This window comes from Streptomyces sp. NPDC002809, from assembly GCF_040295435.1.
In the GTDB taxonomy this organism is placed as follows: domain Bacteria; phylum Actinomycetota; class Actinomycetes; order Streptomycetales; family Streptomycetaceae; genus Streptomyces.
Window position 1 is genome coordinate 1 of record NZ_JBEOVJ010000077.1, and the last position, 16,888, is coordinate 16,888.

A 16,888-nucleotide genomic window follows, 5' to 3' on the forward strand; every position below is an offset into this window, starting at 1 on the left:
TTTTGGTTCTCTGCGGTGTGCTCGCCCCCGCGGCGGGGGGGGGCGCGGGGGGGGGGGCGGGCCCCCCGGCGGCCGGGGGCGGGGGGGTCCGCCCCCCCCGCGCCCCCCCCCCCTCCTCTGCGCGTTCCGCGGTCAGGCGCCGGGTACCGGCCCGGCTCCGTCCTCGTCCACGAGGGTGATCGTTCCCTTCAGCGCGGCCTCGCGGATCGTGTCGCGCAGGGATCCGCACCCCTCGAAGGCCGCACCGGCGCCCTCGCGCTCCGCGCAGAGGGCCACCGCCCTGCCGTTCCACTGCACACTGGTCTGCTGCCAGCTGCTCTTGCGCACCAGCACCTGCGCGGTGCAGCGTTCGCACGCCAGCGGCCGCATCGGCGCTCCGTCGGTGAGCCGGTTGTCGACCCGCATCAGACCGGCCGGCCCTCGGCGGCGGCGGCCTTGCGGGCGAGGTTCGCCTCTACCTCCTTCTGCCACGCCTCGACGGGGCGTGTGGTGTCCAGCTCGAACTCGAAGCGGTCCGTCATCTCCGGCTTCACGTCGGCCACGTCCACGTAGAACTGCTCGTACCACCGCCGCAGTTGATAGACGGGACCGTCCTCCTCGCAGAGCAGGGGGTTGTCGATGCGGGCCTTGTTCTGCCAGATCTGGATGTCCTGCTCGAAGCCGAGCTTGATGAACTGGGCCATGCCCGCCGCGAGTTCGTCGGCCGCATTACCCGGCATCGACGGCGACCGCTTGACGATGATGCCGTACTGGAGGACGAACCGGTTCGCATCCACCGGATAGTGGCAGTTGATCAGGACCGACTGCTGATCACCGGTGTCGAAGTGGTAGGTGAGGTCATCGATCATGAACGACGGGCCGTGGTAAGCGGCCAGCGAGTTGCTTCCGGTGGTCTTCGGCTTGTCGCCCTGTTCCTGGGGGCGGGCGTCGGGACGGCCGGTCGCGCGCATGTGCTGGGTGGCGGTGTGGCCCTCGAAGACGTTCTTGAAGAAGGTCGGGAAGGAATAGTGGACGTAGAAGAAGTGGGCCATGTCCACCACGTTGTCCACGACTTCGCGACAGTTGGCGTCGATGGTGGTCTCGTACCAGAGCCAGTCGGTCCACTCGTCGCTCGTCGCGCCCTCGATCCTGGGGATGGCCACGTCGGCGGGCGGGGGATTGCCCTCCGGGTCGTTCCAGACGAAGAGCATGCCGTCCTGGTCCAGCGTCGTCCAGGACGCCGTGCGGGCCCGCAGGGGCACCCGCTTGGAGTACGGGATCTGCTTGCAGCGGCCGTCACCGCCCCAGCGCCAGTCGTGGAACGGGCAGGCGACCTCGTCGCCCTTGACCGTTCCCTGTGAGAGGTCACCGCCCATGTGGCGGCAGTAGGCGTCCAGGACGCTGAGCGTGCCGTCGCCCGACTGGAACACCACGAGCTTCTGGCCGAACGCCTGGACCGAGTGCGGCTTTCCGTCCTTGTACTTCTCCGCCAGGCCCAGGCAGTGCCAGCCGCGCGCGAAACGCGTGGGTGCCGCTGCGGCTTCGATGGCCCTGACGTCGTCGGGTGCTGACTCGACTGCGCTCACGTTCTCTCATCCCCTTAAGGACGCATGGTTTCCAGGTTCCCGGACGGTAGGCCCGCACGCCGGGGCCCGGCCGGGGGAGTCCCACTGACCGGAACCGGTGTTCCGGGGCCGGGCGAGGGCCGGTCCCGGTCGGTGGGACAGGGGCTCCGCGGCGCCGTCGGCCGCGAGTACCGTCCGCCGCCTTGTCCGCAGGCAGGTCCAGCGAAGGAGCCCGTGATGAACCGATTCGACTGCGTGAAAGTCCTGCTCACCGGGGCGGCATCGGGGATCGGGCGGGCCACCGCGCTGCGCCTGGTGACCGAGGGTGCGGCCGTGTTCGCCGTCGATCTGTCGAGTGAGGGCCTGGCCGGCACCGCCGCGGCGGCGGCCGGGCCGGGGCGCATCGTGACCCGGATCGCCGACGTCTCCGACGAGGACGCCGTCATGGCGAGCGTCCGGGCGGCGGCCGAGGACCTCGGCGGCATCGACGTCCTGGTCAACGTGGCGGGGATCCACCGGACGACCCCGATCGACCGGCTGACCGTGGCCGACATGGAGCGGCTCTTCGCGGTCAACACGGTGGGCACGGCCCTGTTCTGCCGGGAGGCACTGCGTCATCTGCCGGACGGCTCCGGTGTCATCGTCAACGTGGCGTCGTCGGCCGCGTCCCACGGGAACCCGTACATGACCGCGTACGCCGCCTCCAAGGGGGCGGTCCTCGGCTTCTCGCTGTCCCTGGCCGCCGAGGTCGCGCACCGCGGCATCCGGGTCGTGCCCGTGTCGCCCGGTTCCGTCGCCACCCCGCTGGTCGGGCCGCACGTGCTGCCGCCGGACCTCGACGCCTCGTACTACGCGCGGATCCGAGCACCGTTCGGGGCCGCACGGCCCGAGCAGATCGCCGGGGTGATCGCCTTCGCCGCGTCCCGGGACGCGGGCTACCTCACCGGGGCGGAACTCCGGGCCGACGGCGGATCCCACATCTGACGCGCCGGCCGGCCGGGGTGCGGCCGGGCCACTGAGCGGGACTGGCTCTTGCTTGTTTCGAGAATGAATTCTAGTTTTCGGTGCATCAGTGTCCCGGGCCCAACAGGCCCCTTCACACCCTTATGGAGAGCCATGACCGAGGCCGTCATCGTCGAAGCCGCACGGACACCGGTCGGCCGACGCCGGGGTGTCCTGTCCGGGCTGCACCCGGCGGAGCTCCTCGGGCTCGCCCAGAAGGGCCTGCTGGCGCGGGCCGGCGTCGCCCCCGACACCGTGGAGCAGGTCATCGGGGGCTGTGTCACCCAGGCCGGTGAGCAGTCCAACAACGTCACCCGCAACGCCTGGCTGCACGCCGGGCTGCCGCACACCACCGCGTGCACGACCGTCGACTGCGCCTGCGGATCGTCCCAGCAGGCCGTGCACCTGGTCGCGGGGCTGATCGCCTCCGGCGCCATCGAGGCCGGCATCGGCTGCGGCGTCGAGGCCATGAGCCGCGTCTTCCTCGGTGCCGCGCTCACCCCCGACAACGGCTCCCCGGTGCCGGACAGTTGGACCCTGGACATGCCCGACCAGTTCACGGCCGCCGAACGCATCGCCCGCAACCGGGGCATCACCCGGGCCGACGCGGACGCCCTCGGCCTCGCCTCCCAGCAGAAGGCCGCCCGCGCCTGGGCGGAGGGCCGCTTCGACGGGCAGATCATCGAAGTCCAGGCCCCCGTCCAGGGCCCCGAGGGGCCCACCGGCGAGACCGCACTCGTCAGCCGCGACCAGGGGCTGCGCGACACCACCCCCGAGGCGCTGGCCGCGCTGCGGCCCGTACTGCCCGACGGCATCCACACCGCGGGGAACTCCTCCCAGATCAGCGACGGCGCCGCCGCCGTCCTGCTCATGAGCCGGGAGCGCGCCGCCCGCGAAGGGCTGCGCCCCCGCGCCCGGATCGTGGCCTCCGCCATGGTCGGCTCCGACCCGTACTACCACCTCGACGGACCCGTCGCCGCGACCGAACGGGTCCTGCGCACCGCCGGGATGACCCTCGCCGACATCGACCTCGTCGAGATCAACGAGGCCTTCGCCTCCGTCGTCCTGTCCTGGGCGCAGGTCCACAAGGCCGACATGGACAAGGTCAACGTCAACGGCGGCGCCATCGCGCTCGGTCACGCCGTCGGCTCCACCGGTGCCCGGCTCATCACCCAGGCCCTGTACGAACTGGAGCGCACCGGCAAGTCCACCGCGCTGATCACCATGTGCGCCGGCGGGGCGCACGCGACCGCCACCGTCATCGAACGCATCTGAGGGGCGCGCCATGACCATCGGACTCACCCAGGAGCACCTCGACCTGCGCGACGCCGTACGCGCCTTCGCGACACGGCACATCACCGAGGACACGCTCCACGCGGCGGCCGACGCCGACAAGGAGACCCTCCCCGCCCACTGGAGCGGCCTCGCCGACCAGGGCCTGCTCGGGCTGCACCTGCCGGAGGAGGACGGCGGCGCCGGATACGGACTCGTCGAACTCGCCGTCGTCACCGAGGAGCTGGGCCGGGCGACAGCCCCCGGCCCCTTCCTGCCGACGACACTCGCCTCGGCCGTCCTGCACGCCGCCGGACACCGGACGTACCTCGCCCCGCTCGCCGCCGGCACCACCCTCGGCGCGGTGGGACTCGCTCCCGGCACCCTTGCCCTGGCCCGCGCGGCCGACGGCACGGTCACGGTCACCGGAACCTCGGAACTCGTGATCGGCGGACACCTCGCCGACGTGTTCGTGCTGCCCGCGTCCGACAACGGCCGAACCACCTGGCTCGTGCTGCCCCGGGCCGCGGTGGACACCACCGACGTCCGCAGCCACGACCTCACCCGCCGCTCGTCCCGGGTGACCGTACGGTCCGTGCCGGTCCCGGCCGTCGACCTGCTGGACCTGGATCCGCGGACGCCCCGGGACCTCGCCGCGACGCTGTTCGCCGCCGAAGCCGCCGGCCTCGCCGACCGCTGCGTGACCACCGCCGCGCAGTACGCCCGCGTACGGGAGCAGTTCGGCCGCCGCATCGGCCAGTTCCAGGGCGTCAAGCACCGCTGCGCCCGCATGCTCGCCCAGACCGAACAGGCCCGCGCCTGCGCCTGGGACGCCGCCCGCGCGTACGACGCCGTGGACCGCACGGAGGCAACTCTGGCCGCCGCGGTCGCCGGATCGGTCGGCGTCGACGCCGCGTTCGCCGTCGCCAAGGACTGCATCCAGGTGCTCGGCGGCATCGGCTTCACCTGGGAGCACGACGCCCATCTCGCGCTGCGCCGCGCCCAGACCCTGCGGATCGCGCTCGGCCCGGCCACCGCCTGGCGCCGCCGCGTCGCCCGCCTCGCCCTGGACGGCACCCGCCGCACCCTGAGCGTGGAGCTGCCGGCCGAGGCCGAAGCCGTACGCAAGGAAATCCGCGGCGAACTGCGGGCCGCCGCGGCCCTGGACGGCAAGGACCGTCTCACCCACCTCGCCGACCACGGCTACACCGCACCGCACCTGCCGGCCCCCTGGGGCAGGGGCGCCGGTCCGGTGGACCAGCTCGTCATCGCGCAGGAGCTCCAGGCCGCGGAGCTCACCCCCGTCGACATGATCATCGGAGGCTGGGTGGTACCCACGATCATCGCGCACGGTGATCCGGCCCAGCAGGACCGCTTTCTCGCCCCGAGCCTGCGCGGCGACATCGTCTGGTGCCAGCTGTTCAGTGAGCCGGGCGCGGGTTCCGACCTCGCCGGGCTCACCACCCGCGCCGAGAAGGTGGACGGCGGCTGGCGGATCACGGGGCAGAAGGTGTGGTCGTCCATGGCCCATGACGCCCACTGGGGGGTGCTGCTCGCCCGTACCGACGCCGACGTGCCCAAGCACAAGGGCATCTCCTACTTCCTCCTCGACATGACGAGTCCCGGCATCGACATCCGGCCGCTGCGCCAGATCACCGGTGACGCCGAGTTCAACGAGGTCTTCCTCGACGGGGTGTTCATCCCCGACGAGCTGCTCGTCGGTGCCCCGGGCGCCGGCTGGAAGCTCGCCCGGACCACGCTCGCCAACGAACGCGTCGCCCTCTCCCACGACTCGGTCGGCTCCGGCGCCGAGGCCCTGCTGGAGATCGCCGCCGCATCGGACGGCCTCGACGACGAACAGCTCACCACGCTCGGCGGCCACCTCTGCGACGCCCAGACCGGCGCCGTCCTCGCCCTGCGCACCACCCTGCGCACCGTCTCCGGGCAGCAGCCCGGCGCCGAGGCGTCCGTCGCCAAACTGCTCGGCGTCGAACACCAGCAGCGGGTCTGGGAGACCTGTATGGACTGGCAGGGCTCCGCCGCCCTCACCGGCGAGGGTGAACGGCTCGACGCCACCTGGCAGTTCCTCAACGCCCGCTGCCTGTCCATCGCGGGCGGAACGACGGAGATCCAGCTGAACATCATCGGCGAGCGCATGCTCGGCCTGCCCCGCGACCCCGAGCCCACCGAGAAAGGCTGACCATGCCCATCGACCGCGACAAGGCCCTGACCGCGGACCCGTCGGTCCGTGAGATCCACTGGACCACCCGCGATGTGCTGCTGTACCACCTGAGCCTGGGTGCGGGAGCCGACGTGGCCACCGGCCCGGAGCTGCACCTGACGTACGAGAACGGCCTCGGCGTGCTGCCCACCTTCGCGATGGTGGCCGGCACCGGCATCTCCGCCGGGGAGGACGGCCCGCAGGGCTTCCATCTGCCCGGCATCGACATCGACCTGCGGGCCGTGCTCCACGCCGGCCAGGGGCTCCAGGTCCACCGCCCCCTGCCGTCGTCGGGCACGGCCACGCTCACCTCGCGCGTCGCCGAGCTGTGGGACAAGGGCAAGGCCGCACTCATCGTCCTGGAGTCGGCGGCCACGGGTCCCGACGGCGAACCGCTGTGGACGTCCACCACCCGCATCTGGGCGCGCGGCGAGGGCGGCTTCGGCGGCGAGCCGGGCCCGGCGGAGGAGTGGGCGGCACCGGACCGTCCCGCCGACACCGTGCTCACGTCCGCCACGACGCCCCAGCAGGCCCTGTGGTACCGGCTCAACGGTGACCTCAACCCGCTCCACGCCGACCCCGCCTTCGCGCGGGCAGCCGGCTTCGACCGGCCGATCCTGCACGGGCTCGCCTCGTACGGACTCGTCTGCAAGGCCCTCGTCGACGGCCTCCTCGGCGGCGACGTCACCCGCCTCACCGGTCTCACGGTGCGTTTCGCCGGACCCCTGGTCCCCGGCGAGTCCCTCACCACCTCGGTGTGGCGCGAAGGACCGGCCGCCGACGGTACGGAGCAACTCCTGCTCCACGCGGGCTGCCCCGAGCGCGAGGGTGCGCCCGTGCTCACCCACGCGACGGCGACGGTGACGGCATGAGCAGCCCCCATGACGGGAACACCGCACCGGTCACCGGCCCCCGCCTGGTCGCCGAACCGCACAAGGACGGCGTCGACGCGGCCGTCGCCGCGGCCCGCCGGGTGGTCACCGCCCTGCTGCGCGCGGGCGACGGCACCGGCGCCGACATGAACGAGATCGCCGCCCGCCTCGACGCCGTCGCCGACGGGCTCACCGCGAAGGCGCCGTCCATGGAGGGCCGCCTCGCCGAGATGTGGCGCGGCGAGGGCATCACCCGGCACGACCCCGTCACCGGCCCGGAGAACGCCCTCGCACCGCCGTTGCACCTGCACGGCAAGGAGGACGGCTCCGTCGAGGGCGTCGTGACGCTCGACCTGCCCTACCAGGGCCCGCCCGGGCACGTACACGGCGGGATCTCGGCGTTGCTCCTCGACCACACGCTGGGCGTGGCCAACCACTGGGGCGGCCCGTCCGGGATGACCGCGGAACTGACCCTGCGCTATCTGCGGCCGACCCCGCTGTTCGAGCCGCTGACGGTCGTGGGACGCCAGGTCTCGGTGGACGGTTCGCGAATCCATACGGTGGGCGAGATCCGAGCCGGCGGCCGGGCCTGTGTCACCGCGGAAGGTCTGTTCATCAACAAGCAGCTTCCCAGGCCCAGTTGAAGGAGAGTGCAGTGATGGGAAACCTCGAAGGCAAGGTCGCGGTCATCACTGGCGCCGGACAGGGCGTCGGCCAGGGCATCGCACTGGCCCTCGCCTCCGAAGGAGCCTCGGTGGCCGTGCTCGGGCGGACCGCGGCGAAGCTGGAGACGACGTGTGAACTGCTGCGGGAACGAGGGGTGAAGGCCGAGCCGTTCGTCGTCGACGTACTCGAGACCGACCGGATCCCCTCTGTGGTGGAGGACGTCGCCGAGCGCTTCGGCTCCCTCGACATCCTGGTCAACAACGCCTACTCCGGCTGTTACGGACCACTCCTCTCGCTGAGCGACGAGGAGTTCCAACGGGGCTTCAACAGCGCCCCGTTCGCGGCGTTCGCCTTCATGAAGGCCGCGCATCCGTATCTGAAGCGCGGCGGTGGCGGCTCGGTCATCAACCTCGTCACCTCCGCCATGGTCCGCTGGGACCTGAGCACGTACGGGGCCTACGCGGCCGCCAAGTCGGCCCTGCGCTCCCTGACCAGGACCGCCGCCAACGAATGGGGCCGGGACGGCATCCGGGTCAACGCGATCGCCCCGCACGCCGTGTCGCCCGCCTACGCGGGCTGGCAGGCCGCCCACCCGGAGGAGGCCGCCGAGTTCTGCGCGTCCATCCCGCTGGGATACGTCGGCGACTGCGAGCAGGACATCGGGCGGGCCGTGGCCATGCTGTGCGGTCCGGACGCCCGCTACCTGACGGGCGCCACGGTGCCCCTCGACGGCGGCCAGGCCAACTTCGACTGACCCCGGCGGGGCGGCCCGCCCGGAGCCCTCCCGGTCAGCGGGACGGCCCGGTCCGGGCCGTCCCGCCCGCGGCTAGCGTCGCCACGCCGGGCGCCACGAGCACATCACCGCGAGACGCGCCGCGGCCACCGCAGGGAGCGCCGCCACCACCAGGGGACACGCCGTGCGATCCGCCCCCGTACCGACACCGGCAGACCCGGCCACCGGGTGAGAGGGACCGACGTTGCCACACGAGACCATTGCCGACCTGCTGCTCGCCAGGGCCGGGGACGACCACCCGGGCCTGCTGACCCGTGAACGGTCCTGGACCTGGGGAGAGGTGGTCGAGGAGAGCGCGGCCCGCGCCGCCTGGGCCGGGAAACTGCGCACCGACGGGCCGTTCCACATCGGTGTGCTCCTGGACAACGAACCCGAGTACATCTTCTGGCTGGGCGCCGCCGCCCTCGCCGGCGCCGCCGTCGTCGGCATCAACCCCACCCGCCGCGGCGCCGAACTGGAGCGGGAGGTGCGGCACACCGACTGCCAGGTGATCGTCACCGACCGGGCGGGCGCCGCACTGCTCGACGGGCTGGACATCGGCGTCGACCAGGACCGCTTCCTCGTCGTCGACGCACCGCAGTACGCGGAGCGCCTCGCCGCGCACCCCCGACTTCCCGTCCCGGACCCGGACGTCACCGCCACCACGCGGATGCTGCTGCTCCTGACGTCGGGCACCACCGGCACGTCGAAGGCGGCTCTCTGTTCACAGGGCCGGCTTGCCGCTCTCGGAGCCTCCAACAGTGCCAAGTACGACATCACCCGCGCGGACACCTGCTACTGCCCCATGCCGCTGTTCCACGGCAACGCGCTGATGGCGCTGTGGGCCCCCGCACTCTCCGCGGGCGCCACGATCGCCCTCACCCGCAAGTTCTCCGCCTCCGGGTTCCTCCCCGACGTGACCCACTTCGGCGCCACCTACTTCACGTACGTCGGCAAGGCGATCGGCTACATCCTGGCCCGCCCCGAAACCCCGGGGGACGCCGACAACCGGCTCACCCACGCCTTCGGCACCGAGGCCTCGCCCGAGGACGCGGCCCGCTTCCTGGACCGCTTCGGCTGCCGCCTCGTCGAGGGTTACGGCTCCAGCGAGGGCGCCGGCATGCTCAAGCTGGCCCCCGAGGCACCCACCGGCGCGCTCGGCAGGCCGGCCCGGGACGGCGTCCGCATCGTGCACCCGACGAACCGGACCACCTGCCCGCCCGCCGTACTCGACTCCTACGGCCGGGTGCGCAACCCGGAGGAGGCCATCGGCGAGATCGTCGACATCGAGGGCGCCGCCCGCTTCGAGGGCTACTACAACAACGAGGCGGCGAACGCCGAACGCGTCCGCCACGGCTGGTACTGGACCGGCGACCTCGGATACGTCGACGAGGCCGGCTACTTCTACTTCGCGGGCCGCTCCGGCGACTGGATCCGCGTCGACGGCGAGAACATATCCGCCCTGCTCACCGAACGCATCCTGCGCAGGCACCCCGGGGTCGTCGCCGCCGGAGTCTTCGGCGTACCCGACCCGCGCTCCGGCGACCAGGTGATGGCAGCCGTCGAGATCGCCGCCGGGACCCGCTTCGGCGACCTGGATCTGCCCGGCTTCCTGGAGCGCCAGGAGGACCTGGGCACCAAGGGAGCCCCTCGCTTCGTCCGCGTCTCGCACGCGCTGCCGACCACCGGCTCCAACAAGCTGCGCAAGAAGGAGATGCAGCTCGACGGCTGGCGCACCGACGACCCGGTGTACCGCTGGGCCGGCCGGGGCAGGCCGGCGTACACGGCGATGACCGACGAGGAGAAGGCCGCGCTGCGCGGCGAGTTCCTGGCCAACGGGCGCGGCCGCTTTCTTCCCTGAGGGGGCATAGGCAGCCCGCCCTGTGACGGACCACCGCGGCGACAACCAAGGAGAACCACACATGCAACTGCGCGAGAGTGCCGCGCACCAGGAGCTGCGGCGGGAACTGCGGGCCTACTTCTCGGGCCTGATGCCCGAGGACGAACGCCGTCGCGTCGGCGAGGAGGGAGTGGGCGGCGACCGTTTCCGCGAGGTCGTCAAACGGCTCGGCTCCGACGGCTGGCTGGGCATCGGCTGGCCCACCGAGTACGGCGGCCAGGGCCGTTCGGTCGAGGACCAGTACGTCTTCTTCGACGAGGTCCAACGGGCGGGCCTGCCCTTCCCGTTCGTCACCGTCAACACCGTCGGCCCGACCCTGATGGCGTACGGCTCCGAGGAGCACAGGAAGCGGTTCCTGCCGGGCATCCTCTCCGGCGACATCGTGTTCGCGATCGGCTACACCGAACCGGAGGCCGGCACCGACCTCGCCGCGCTGACCACCCGCGCGGTCCGGGACGGCGACGCGTACGTCGTCGACGGAAGCAAGATCTTCACCAGCGGGGCCAACACCGCCGACTACGTGTGGCTCGCGGCACGCACCGATCCGGACGCCCCCAAGCACAAGGGCATCTCCATCCTGATCGTGCCCACCGCCGACGACGGCTTCTCCTGGAGCCCCATCCGTACCGTCGGCGGCCTGGTCGTCACCGCGACGTACTACAGCGGGATACGGGTCCCGGCCGGTGACGTGGTCGGTGACGTGGACGGCGGCTGGCGGCTCATCACCGCGCAGCTGAACCACGAACGCATCGGCCTCGCCGCTCTCGGCGGCCGGATGATCCAGCTGTGGGAACGGGTCCTGGACTGGGCCCGGGAGAACGGCACGGCCGACATCCCCTGGGTACGGCAGGAGTTCGCGCGTACGTACGCCCGGCTGGAGGCGATGCGGCTGATGAACTGGAAGATGACCTCCGCCGTCGCCCGGAACGCGCTGACCGGAGCCGACGCCGGTGCCGCCAAGGCGTACGGGACCGAGACCCACATCGACGTCCAGCGCGGTCTGACCCAGATCCTCGGCGCCGCCGGGCGGATCCGGCCCGAGTCGCCGGGTGCCGTTCTCGCCGGGCAGGTCGAACAGCTCTCCCGCCAGGGCATCGTGAACACCTTCGGTGGCGGCGTCAACGAGATCCTGCGTGACATGGTCGCCACCCAGGGGCTCGGGCTGCCGCGCAAGGGGCGTGGCGCATGACCGGCGCCGGCGAACAGCCGCAGCAAGGGTACGAGGAGCGGTTGCAGGCCTTCACCGGGCGCGAACTGCGGCCCCGCACACCGGCGCAGGACCCGGTCAACCAGCCGATGATCCGGCACTGGGCCGAGGCGATGGGCGACACCAACCCGGTGTACACCGACGCCGAAGCGGCCCGCGCCACCGGCCGCGAGGGGGTCGTCGCACCCGCGTCGATGGTCCAGGCCTGGACGATGCGCGGGTATGCGGCCACCACCGGCCCGGCGCCTTCGCAGCCGGACGGCTTCGGTGAACTGGTCGCCCTCCTCGCCGAGGGCGGCTACACCTCCGTGGTGGCCACCGACTCCGAGTTCACCTTCCTGCGGGAGCTGGTACCGGGGGACCACATCGCCGTCCGCGAGACCGTCGAGTCGGTCTCGGCCGAGAAGAGGACCGGCCTCGGCACCGGACGGTTCGTCACCACCCTCAAGACCTACACCGACCGGGACGGCGAGACGGTCGCCACCCAGCGGTGGCGGACACTGCGGTTCCGGCCCGCTCCCGCGGCGGTGCCGGCCCCCGCTCCCGCCCTGCGTCCGCGACCCGCGGTCAACCGTGACAACGCCTTCTTCTTCGAGGGCGCGCAGCAGCACCGGCTGCTCATCCAGCGCTGTGCCGCCTGCTCCGTACTGCGTCACCCCCCGGGGCCGTGCTGTCCCGAGTGCGGCTCGCTCGAGTGGGACACCGCCGAGGCAGGCGGGCACGGTCACGTCTACAGCTTCGTCGTGAACCACCATCCGCGGCACCCCGCGTTCGACTCGCCGTACCTCGTCGCCGTCGTCGAACTCGCCGAAGGCACCCGGCTCATCACCAACCTGACCGGCGTCGCCCCCGACGAGGTCACCATCGGCATGCCTGTGGTCCTCGACTGGCTCGACGCCGACCCCGATCTGACCCTGCCGGTGTTCCGGCCCGCCCCGACGGAGGCGCCCTGATGGATTTCTCCCTGGGAGAAGAGCTCGAAGCGGTCCGTGACCTGGCGCGGGAGATCCTCTCCGACCGTGTCACGCCCGAGCGGCTGCGTGAGGTGGAGACCTCGGCGGGCCGCGTCGACGAACGGCTGTGGGCGGACCTCGCCACCGCCGGGCTGCTCGCCGCCGTCCTCCCCGAACAGGACGGCGGAGCGGGCCTCGGCACGGCCGGACTCTGCGTCCTCCTGGAGGAACAGGGACGGCACGTGGCGCCGTTGCCGCTGTGGTCCGCGCTGACCGGGGCGCTCACCGTCGCCACGTACGGCACCGGATCCCAGCGGTCGACGCTCCTGCCGGGCCTCGCGGACGGGACGGACCGCCTGACCGTCGCCCTGGAGGAGTTCGGTCCCGCCGACCCCCTCACGCCCCGCACCGCCGCGGTCGCCGACGGACCGGGATGGCGCCTCAGCGGTGTCAAGGCCGTGGTGCCCGCGCCCGCCGGTGCGCGCCACGTGCTGGTGACCGCCGCCACCGGCACCGGGCCGGGCGTCTTCCTCGTCGCCTCGGACGCCACGGGCGTGAGCTGGGAGTACGCCGAGACCACCAGCCACGACATGAGCGCCCACCTCACGCTGCACGACGCCCCGGCCGAGGCCCTCGGCACGCCGGGCGACGAGGCCGCCGCACACCTCGTGCGGACCGCCTCCGTGGCCCTGGCCGCCGTCCAGACCGGAGTGGCCGAGGGGGCGCTGGGCCACGCGGCCCGTCACCTGGGCGAACGCGAGCAGTTCGGCCGTCCACTCGCCACGTTCCAGGCCGTGCAGCACCAGCTCGCCGACTGCTACATCGACATCGAGGCGATGCGGGTCACGCTGTGGCAGGCGGTGGACGCACTGGCGGAACCCTTCGACGCGGGCAGCGCCGACCGGGCCGCGCTGGTGGCCAAGTGGTGGGCCACCGAAGGAGGCCTGAACACGGTGCACCGCGTCCAGCACGTGCACGGCGGCATCGGCGTCGACACCGACTACCCGGTGCACCGCCACTTCCTGTGGGGCAAGCAGATCTCCACCACCCTGGGCGGCGCGGGCTCCGACCTCGAACGGCTCGGGGCCCTCCTCGCCGGCTCGGGGGTGGCCTCATGACCCCGCCCCAGGGCACCCTCCCGCCGTCGCGCACCTACGACGAGGTGGCCGTCGGCGACGTGCTTCCCGAGCTGCCGGTCCCGGTCACCCGCACCCTGATCGTCGCCACCGCCCTCGCGAGCCGTGACTACCAGGACGTGCACCACGACCCCGAACTGGCGCGGGAACGCGGCTCCAAGGACATCTTCATGAACATCCTGACCAGCAACGGCCTCGTCGACCGGTACGTCACCGGCTGGGCCGGCCCCGCGTCCGTCGTCAAGGCGATCCGAATCCGGCTCGGCGCCCCCAACCACCCCGGCGACACCATGGTCCTCACCGGCACGGTGACCGCGAAGAACGACGGGGACCGCCGCGTCGACATCGCGGTCAAGGGCACCAACGGTCTGGGCGCCCACGTCACCGGGACCGTTTCGGTACAGCTGCCCGGGGAGGCCCGATGAGTACGGTGACGAGGCGCAACGGGCCGCTGTCGGGGGCCGCGGCGGTGGCCGGCATCGGTGCCACCGAGTTCTCCAAGAACTCCGGGCGCAGTGAACTCCGGCTCGCCTGCGAGGCCGTGCTCGCCGCCCTCGCGGACGCCGGCCTGACCCCCCGCGACGTCGACGGGCTGGTCTCCTTCACCGCGGAGACCAACTCCGAGATCCATGTGGCCCGCAACACCGGGATGGGTGACCTCACGTTCTTCTCCCGCATCGGGTACGGCGGCGGAGCCGGCTGCGCCACCGTGCAGCAGGCCGCCATGGCCGTGGCCACCGGCGTCGCCGACGTGGTGGTCTGTTACCGCGCGTTCAACGAGCGGTCCGGCGAGCGCTACGGGCTCGGGCAGGCCGACCGTCCCATGGACACCACCGCCGACCGGGCGGCGTACGCCTGGATGACCCCCTTCGGGCTGAGCACCCCCGCCCAGTGGGTGGCCATGTTCGCCCGCCGCTATCTGCACGAGTACGGCGCCACCACCGACGACTTCGGCCGGGTCGCCGTTGTCGACCGCAAGCACGCCGCCAACAATCCAGCAGCCTGGTTCCACGGCCGCCCCATCACCCTCCAGGACCACCGCGACTCCCGCTGGATCGCCGAACCGCTGCGCCTGCTGGACTGCTGCCAGGAGACCGACGGCGGCCAGGCCCTGGTGATCGTCTCCGCCGAACGCGCCCGCGATCTGCCGAACCCGCCCGCGGTGATCCGCTCGGCGGCCCAGGGGCTAGGGGCGGACCAGCACATGATGACCAGCTACTACCGGCCGACGATCACCGGAATTCCCGAAATGGGTCTGGTCGGACGGCAGTTGTACGGGCAGAGCGGCCTCGGTCCCGACGACATCGACGCGGCCGTCCTCTATGACCACTTCACGCCGCTGGTCCTTCCGCAGCTGGAGGAACTGGGTTTCTGCAAGCCCGGAGAGGCGAAGGACTTCATCGCCGACGGCCACCTGGAGCTCGGCGGCAGGCTGCCCTTCAACACCCATGGCGGACAGCTCGGTGAGGCCTATCTGCACGGCATGAACGGCATCGCCGAGGGCGTCCGGCTGGTCCGCGGGACCTCGGTGAACCAGCCGGACAAGGCCGACCACGTCATGGTCACCGCCGGCACCGGTGTACCCACGAGCGGGCTGATCCTGGGGGCCGACCGGTGACCGTCTCCCCGTGGCAGGGCCGCGGGCTCGGCACCCGTACCGTCGCCTGGACCGCTCGGGACGCGATCCTGTACGCACTCGCGGTCGGTGCCCCGGCCGACCGGCTCGACCTCGTGTACGAAGAGCGTCTGCGGGTGCTGCCCACCTTCGCGCTGACCCTGGCCCAGTGGGCGCCCGACGCGCTCGGTGCGCTCGGCGCCTTCGACATCACCACCGCCGTGCACGGCAGCCAGCACCTCGTCGTGCACGGCCCGTTGCAGACCTCCGGCGAGCTGGCCACCACCGCCCGGGTCTCCGCCGTCCGGGACAAGGGAGCCGCCGCCGTCTTCGACGTCGAGGTGTCCAGCGAACGCTTCACGGCCACCTGGTCGATCTTCGCGCCCGGCTGCGGAGGCTTCGGCGGCGAACGCGGCCCGTCCGCACCACGCAGCCCGGACCGGCCGGCCGACCACGTCCTTGCCGTGGCCACACACGCCCGGCAGGCGGCCCTCTACCGGCTGCTCGGCGACCGGCACGCCATGCACATCGACCCGGAAGCGGCGAAGGCGGCGGGGATGGACCGGCCCTTCCTGCACGGGCTGTGCACGCTCGCCGCGAGCCTGCTGCCCCTGGCCGGGGCCCTTGGCGTGCATCCGGCCGAACTGGCCGAACTGGATGCCCGGTTCGCCGCACCGGCGTTCCCGGGCGACCGGCTCGGCCTGACCGGATGGACCGAAGCCCCGGGCCCGGACGCCCCCGGTGACCGCGCCGTGCGCTTCGAGGCGTCGGCCGGCGACGGCCGTACGGTGCTCACCGGCGGCCGGGCCCGATTCCGCACCACCACCCCCGACGGGACGGAGAACCCCGATGCTTGAATCCGCCCAGCGCGCCGACGCCGCCGAGGCGCTGTGGGCCGCCCAGTGGGGCCGCAGCCCGGTGGAACCGCTCACCACGACCTGGCCGGGCATCGACGCGGGCGACGCCTACGAGATCCAGCTGATCAACATCCGCAGGCAGCTGGCCGAGGGCCGCACCGTCCACGGGCACAAGGTCGGTCTGTCCTCGAAGGTCATGCAGCAGATGATGGGCGTCGACGAGCCGGACTACGGTCATCTGCTCTCCGACATGGTGCTGCCCGAGGGGACACCCGTCGAGGCCGACCGGTACTGCTACCCCCGGATCGAGGTCGAGATCGGATACGTACTCGGCCGGAGCCTGCCGGGGGAGGGATGCACCACCGAGGATGTCCTCGCGGCCACCGAGTACATCGTCCCGAGCCTCGAACTCATCGACAGCCGGATCAAGGACTGGCGGATCGGGCTCGCCGACACCATCGCCGACAACGCCTCGTCCGCCGGAGTGGTCCTCGGCTCGGCCCGGGTGCGGCCGGACGGACTGGACCCGGCCGACATCGACGCCGTCCTGTACCGGGACGGTGAGGAGATCGCCCGGGGCAACACGAGCGCGGTCCTCGGCGATCCCGCCGAGGCCGTCGCCTGGCTGGCCCGCAAGGTCGCGTCCTTCGGGGTGCGGCTGGAGGCCGGACACGTGATCCTGCCGGGCTCGTGCACCAAGGCGGTCGACGTGCGGCCGGGTGAGACCTACCGGGCCGATTTCGCGGGCCTCGGATCCGTCTCCGTCGGCTTCGTCCACTCAACGGGACACCGCCCGGCCAAAAACTGAAATCAATACTAGTTTCGTGTGTGTGGCGCACCCCGGTGACATCCCCGGGGTGCGCCCGCGTAT

Annotated in this window: 16 protein-coding genes; 14 read left to right on the forward strand and 2 right to left on the reverse strand. The window is 72.3% G+C overall.

The window, feature by feature from the left end:
• Positions 1 to 132 precede the first annotated feature (132 nt).
• On the reverse strand, positions 133 to 405 hold the full coding sequence (locus ABT025_RS31485) for a ferredoxin (RefSeq protein ID WP_351001867.1): 273 nt from the start codon (positions 403 to 405) through the stop codon (positions 133 to 135).
• On the reverse strand, positions 405 to 1,565 hold the full coding sequence (locus ABT025_RS31490; RefSeq protein ID WP_351001869.1) for a 3-ketosteroid-9-alpha-monooxygenase, oxygenase component: 1,161 nt from the start codon (positions 1,563 to 1,565) through the stop codon (positions 405 to 407). The genes ABT025_RS31485 and ABT025_RS31490 overlap by 1 nt, the downstream gene beginning before the upstream one ends.
• Before the next feature lie 216 nt (positions 1,566 to 1,781).
• On the opposite strand from ABT025_RS31490, the gene ABT025_RS31495 reads away from it, so the two are divergent.
• From ABT025_RS31495 to ABT025_RS31560, 14 genes are all read left to right on the forward strand, one after another.
• A complete protein-coding gene (locus tag ABT025_RS31495; RefSeq protein ID WP_351001871.1) occupies positions 1,782 to 2,528 on the forward strand; it encodes an SDR family NAD(P)-dependent oxidoreductase in 747 nt (248 codons plus the stop codon).
• Between the two features lie 132 nt (positions 2,529 to 2,660).
• Positions 2,661 to 3,821 (forward strand): steroid 3-ketoacyl-CoA thiolase, encoded by a 1,161-nt coding sequence (locus ABT025_RS31500; RefSeq protein WP_351001873.1) that lies wholly within the window; start codon positions 2,661 to 2,663, stop codon positions 3,819 to 3,821.
• A 10-nt stretch (positions 3,822 to 3,831) separates the two neighbouring features.
• On the forward strand, positions 3,832 to 6,018 hold the full coding sequence (locus ABT025_RS31505) for an acyl-CoA dehydrogenase family protein (RefSeq protein ID WP_351001875.1): 2,187 nt from the start codon (positions 3,832 to 3,834) through the stop codon (positions 6,016 to 6,018).
• A 2-nt stretch (positions 6,019 to 6,020) separates the two neighbouring features.
• Complete coding sequence (locus ABT025_RS31510; protein ID WP_351001877.1) at positions 6,021 to 6,911, forward strand: MaoC/PaaZ C-terminal domain-containing protein; 891 nt, start codon at positions 6,021 to 6,023, stop codon at positions 6,909 to 6,911.
• On the forward strand, positions 6,908 to 7,555 hold the full coding sequence (locus tag ABT025_RS31515) for a PaaI family thioesterase (RefSeq protein ID WP_351001879.1): 648 nt from the start codon (positions 6,908 to 6,910) through the stop codon (positions 7,553 to 7,555). The genes ABT025_RS31510 and ABT025_RS31515 overlap by 4 nt, the downstream gene beginning before the upstream one ends.
• A gap of 14 nt (positions 7,556 to 7,569) precedes the next feature.
• Complete coding sequence (locus tag ABT025_RS31520; RefSeq protein WP_351001881.1) at positions 7,570 to 8,331, forward strand: SDR family NAD(P)-dependent oxidoreductase; 762 nt, start codon at positions 7,570 to 7,572, stop codon at positions 8,329 to 8,331.
• A 223-nt stretch (positions 8,332 to 8,554) separates the two neighbouring features.
• Positions 8,555 to 10,210 carry a steroid-22-oyl-CoA synthetase gene (casI, locus tag ABT025_RS31525; protein ID WP_351001883.1) on the forward strand — a complete coding sequence of 552 codons (1,656 nt, stop codon included), beginning with the start codon at positions 8,555 to 8,557 and terminating at the stop codon, positions 10,208 to 10,210.
• A gap of 61 nt (positions 10,211 to 10,271) precedes the next feature.
• Complete coding sequence (locus ABT025_RS31530; protein WP_351001885.1) at positions 10,272 to 11,438, forward strand: acyl-CoA dehydrogenase family protein; 1,167 nt, start codon at positions 10,272 to 10,274, stop codon at positions 11,436 to 11,438.
• Positions 11,435 to 12,409, forward strand: coding sequence for a bifunctional MaoC family dehydratase N-terminal/OB-fold nucleic acid binding domain-containing protein (locus ABT025_RS31535; RefSeq protein WP_351001887.1), 975 nt, complete (start codon positions 11,435 to 11,437; stop codon positions 12,407 to 12,409). Before ABT025_RS31530 ends, ABT025_RS31535 begins: the two co-directional genes overlap by 4 nt.
• The gene (locus tag ABT025_RS31540) at positions 12,409 to 13,527 is read left to right on the forward strand and encodes an acyl-CoA dehydrogenase family protein (RefSeq protein WP_351001889.1); all 1,119 of its coding nucleotides are present in this window, start codon (positions 12,409 to 12,411) and stop codon (positions 13,525 to 13,527) included. The genes ABT025_RS31535 and ABT025_RS31540 overlap by 1 nt, the downstream gene beginning before the upstream one ends.
• Positions 13,524 to 13,970, forward strand: a complete 447-nt coding sequence (locus ABT025_RS31545) for a MaoC family dehydratase (RefSeq protein ID WP_351001891.1) — start codon at positions 13,524 to 13,526, stop codon at positions 13,968 to 13,970. Before ABT025_RS31540 ends, ABT025_RS31545 begins: the two co-directional genes overlap by 4 nt.
• Complete coding sequence (locus ABT025_RS31550; protein ID WP_351001893.1) at positions 13,967 to 15,163, forward strand: lipid-transfer protein; 1,197 nt, start codon at positions 13,967 to 13,969, stop codon at positions 15,161 to 15,163. The genes ABT025_RS31545 and ABT025_RS31550 overlap by 4 nt, the downstream gene beginning before the upstream one ends.
• Complete coding sequence (locus tag ABT025_RS31555; RefSeq protein ID WP_351001895.1) at positions 15,160 to 16,017, forward strand: MaoC/PaaZ C-terminal domain-containing protein; 858 nt, start codon at positions 15,160 to 15,162, stop codon at positions 16,015 to 16,017. The genes ABT025_RS31550 and ABT025_RS31555 overlap by 4 nt, the downstream gene beginning before the upstream one ends.
• A complete protein-coding gene (locus ABT025_RS31560; RefSeq protein ID WP_351001897.1) occupies positions 16,010 to 16,825 on the forward strand; it encodes a 2-keto-4-pentenoate hydratase in 816 nt (271 codons plus the stop codon). Before ABT025_RS31555 ends, ABT025_RS31560 begins: the two co-directional genes overlap by 8 nt.
• Positions 16,826 to 16,888: the final 63 nt, after the last annotated feature.

Coding starts and splice junctions, on each gene's coding strand:
- ABT025_RS31500 (WP_351001873.1), top strand. CDS start 2,661: ATGACCGAGGCCGTCATCGTCGAAGCCGCACGGACACCGGTCGGCCGA.
- ABT025_RS31510 (WP_351001877.1), top strand. CDS start 6,021: ATGCCCATCGACCGCGACAAGGCCCTGACCGCGGACCCGTCGGTCCGT.
- ABT025_RS31505 (WP_351001875.1), top strand. CDS start 3,832: ATGACCATCGGACTCACCCAGGAGCACCTCGACCTGCGCGACGCCGTA.
- ABT025_RS31485 (WP_351001867.1), bottom strand. CDS start 405: ATGCGGGTCGACAACCGGCTCACCGACGGAGCGCCGATGCGGCCGCTG.
- ABT025_RS31545 (WP_351001891.1), top strand. CDS start 13,524: ATGACCCCGCCCCAGGGCACCCTCCCGCCGTCGCGCACCTACGACGAG.
- ABT025_RS31495 (WP_351001871.1), top strand. CDS start 1,782: ATGAACCGATTCGACTGCGTGAAAGTCCTGCTCACCGGGGCGGCATCG.
- ABT025_RS31535 (WP_351001887.1), top strand. CDS start 11,435: ATGACCGGCGCCGGCGAACAGCCGCAGCAAGGGTACGAGGAGCGGTTG.
- ABT025_RS31540 (WP_351001889.1), top strand. CDS start 12,409: ATGGATTTCTCCCTGGGAGAAGAGCTCGAAGCGGTCCGTGACCTGGCG.
- ABT025_RS31515 (WP_351001879.1), top strand. CDS start 6,908: ATGAGCAGCCCCCATGACGGGAACACCGCACCGGTCACCGGCCCCCGC.
- ABT025_RS31560 (WP_351001897.1), top strand. CDS start 16,010: ATGCTTGAATCCGCCCAGCGCGCCGACGCCGCCGAGGCGCTGTGGGCC.
- ABT025_RS31530 (WP_351001885.1), top strand. CDS start 10,272: ATGCAACTGCGCGAGAGTGCCGCGCACCAGGAGCTGCGGCGGGAACTG.
- ABT025_RS31520 (WP_351001881.1), top strand. CDS start 7,570: ATGGGAAACCTCGAAGGCAAGGTCGCGGTCATCACTGGCGCCGGACAG.
- ABT025_RS31550 (WP_351001893.1), top strand. CDS start 13,967: ATGAGTACGGTGACGAGGCGCAACGGGCCGCTGTCGGGGGCCGCGGCG.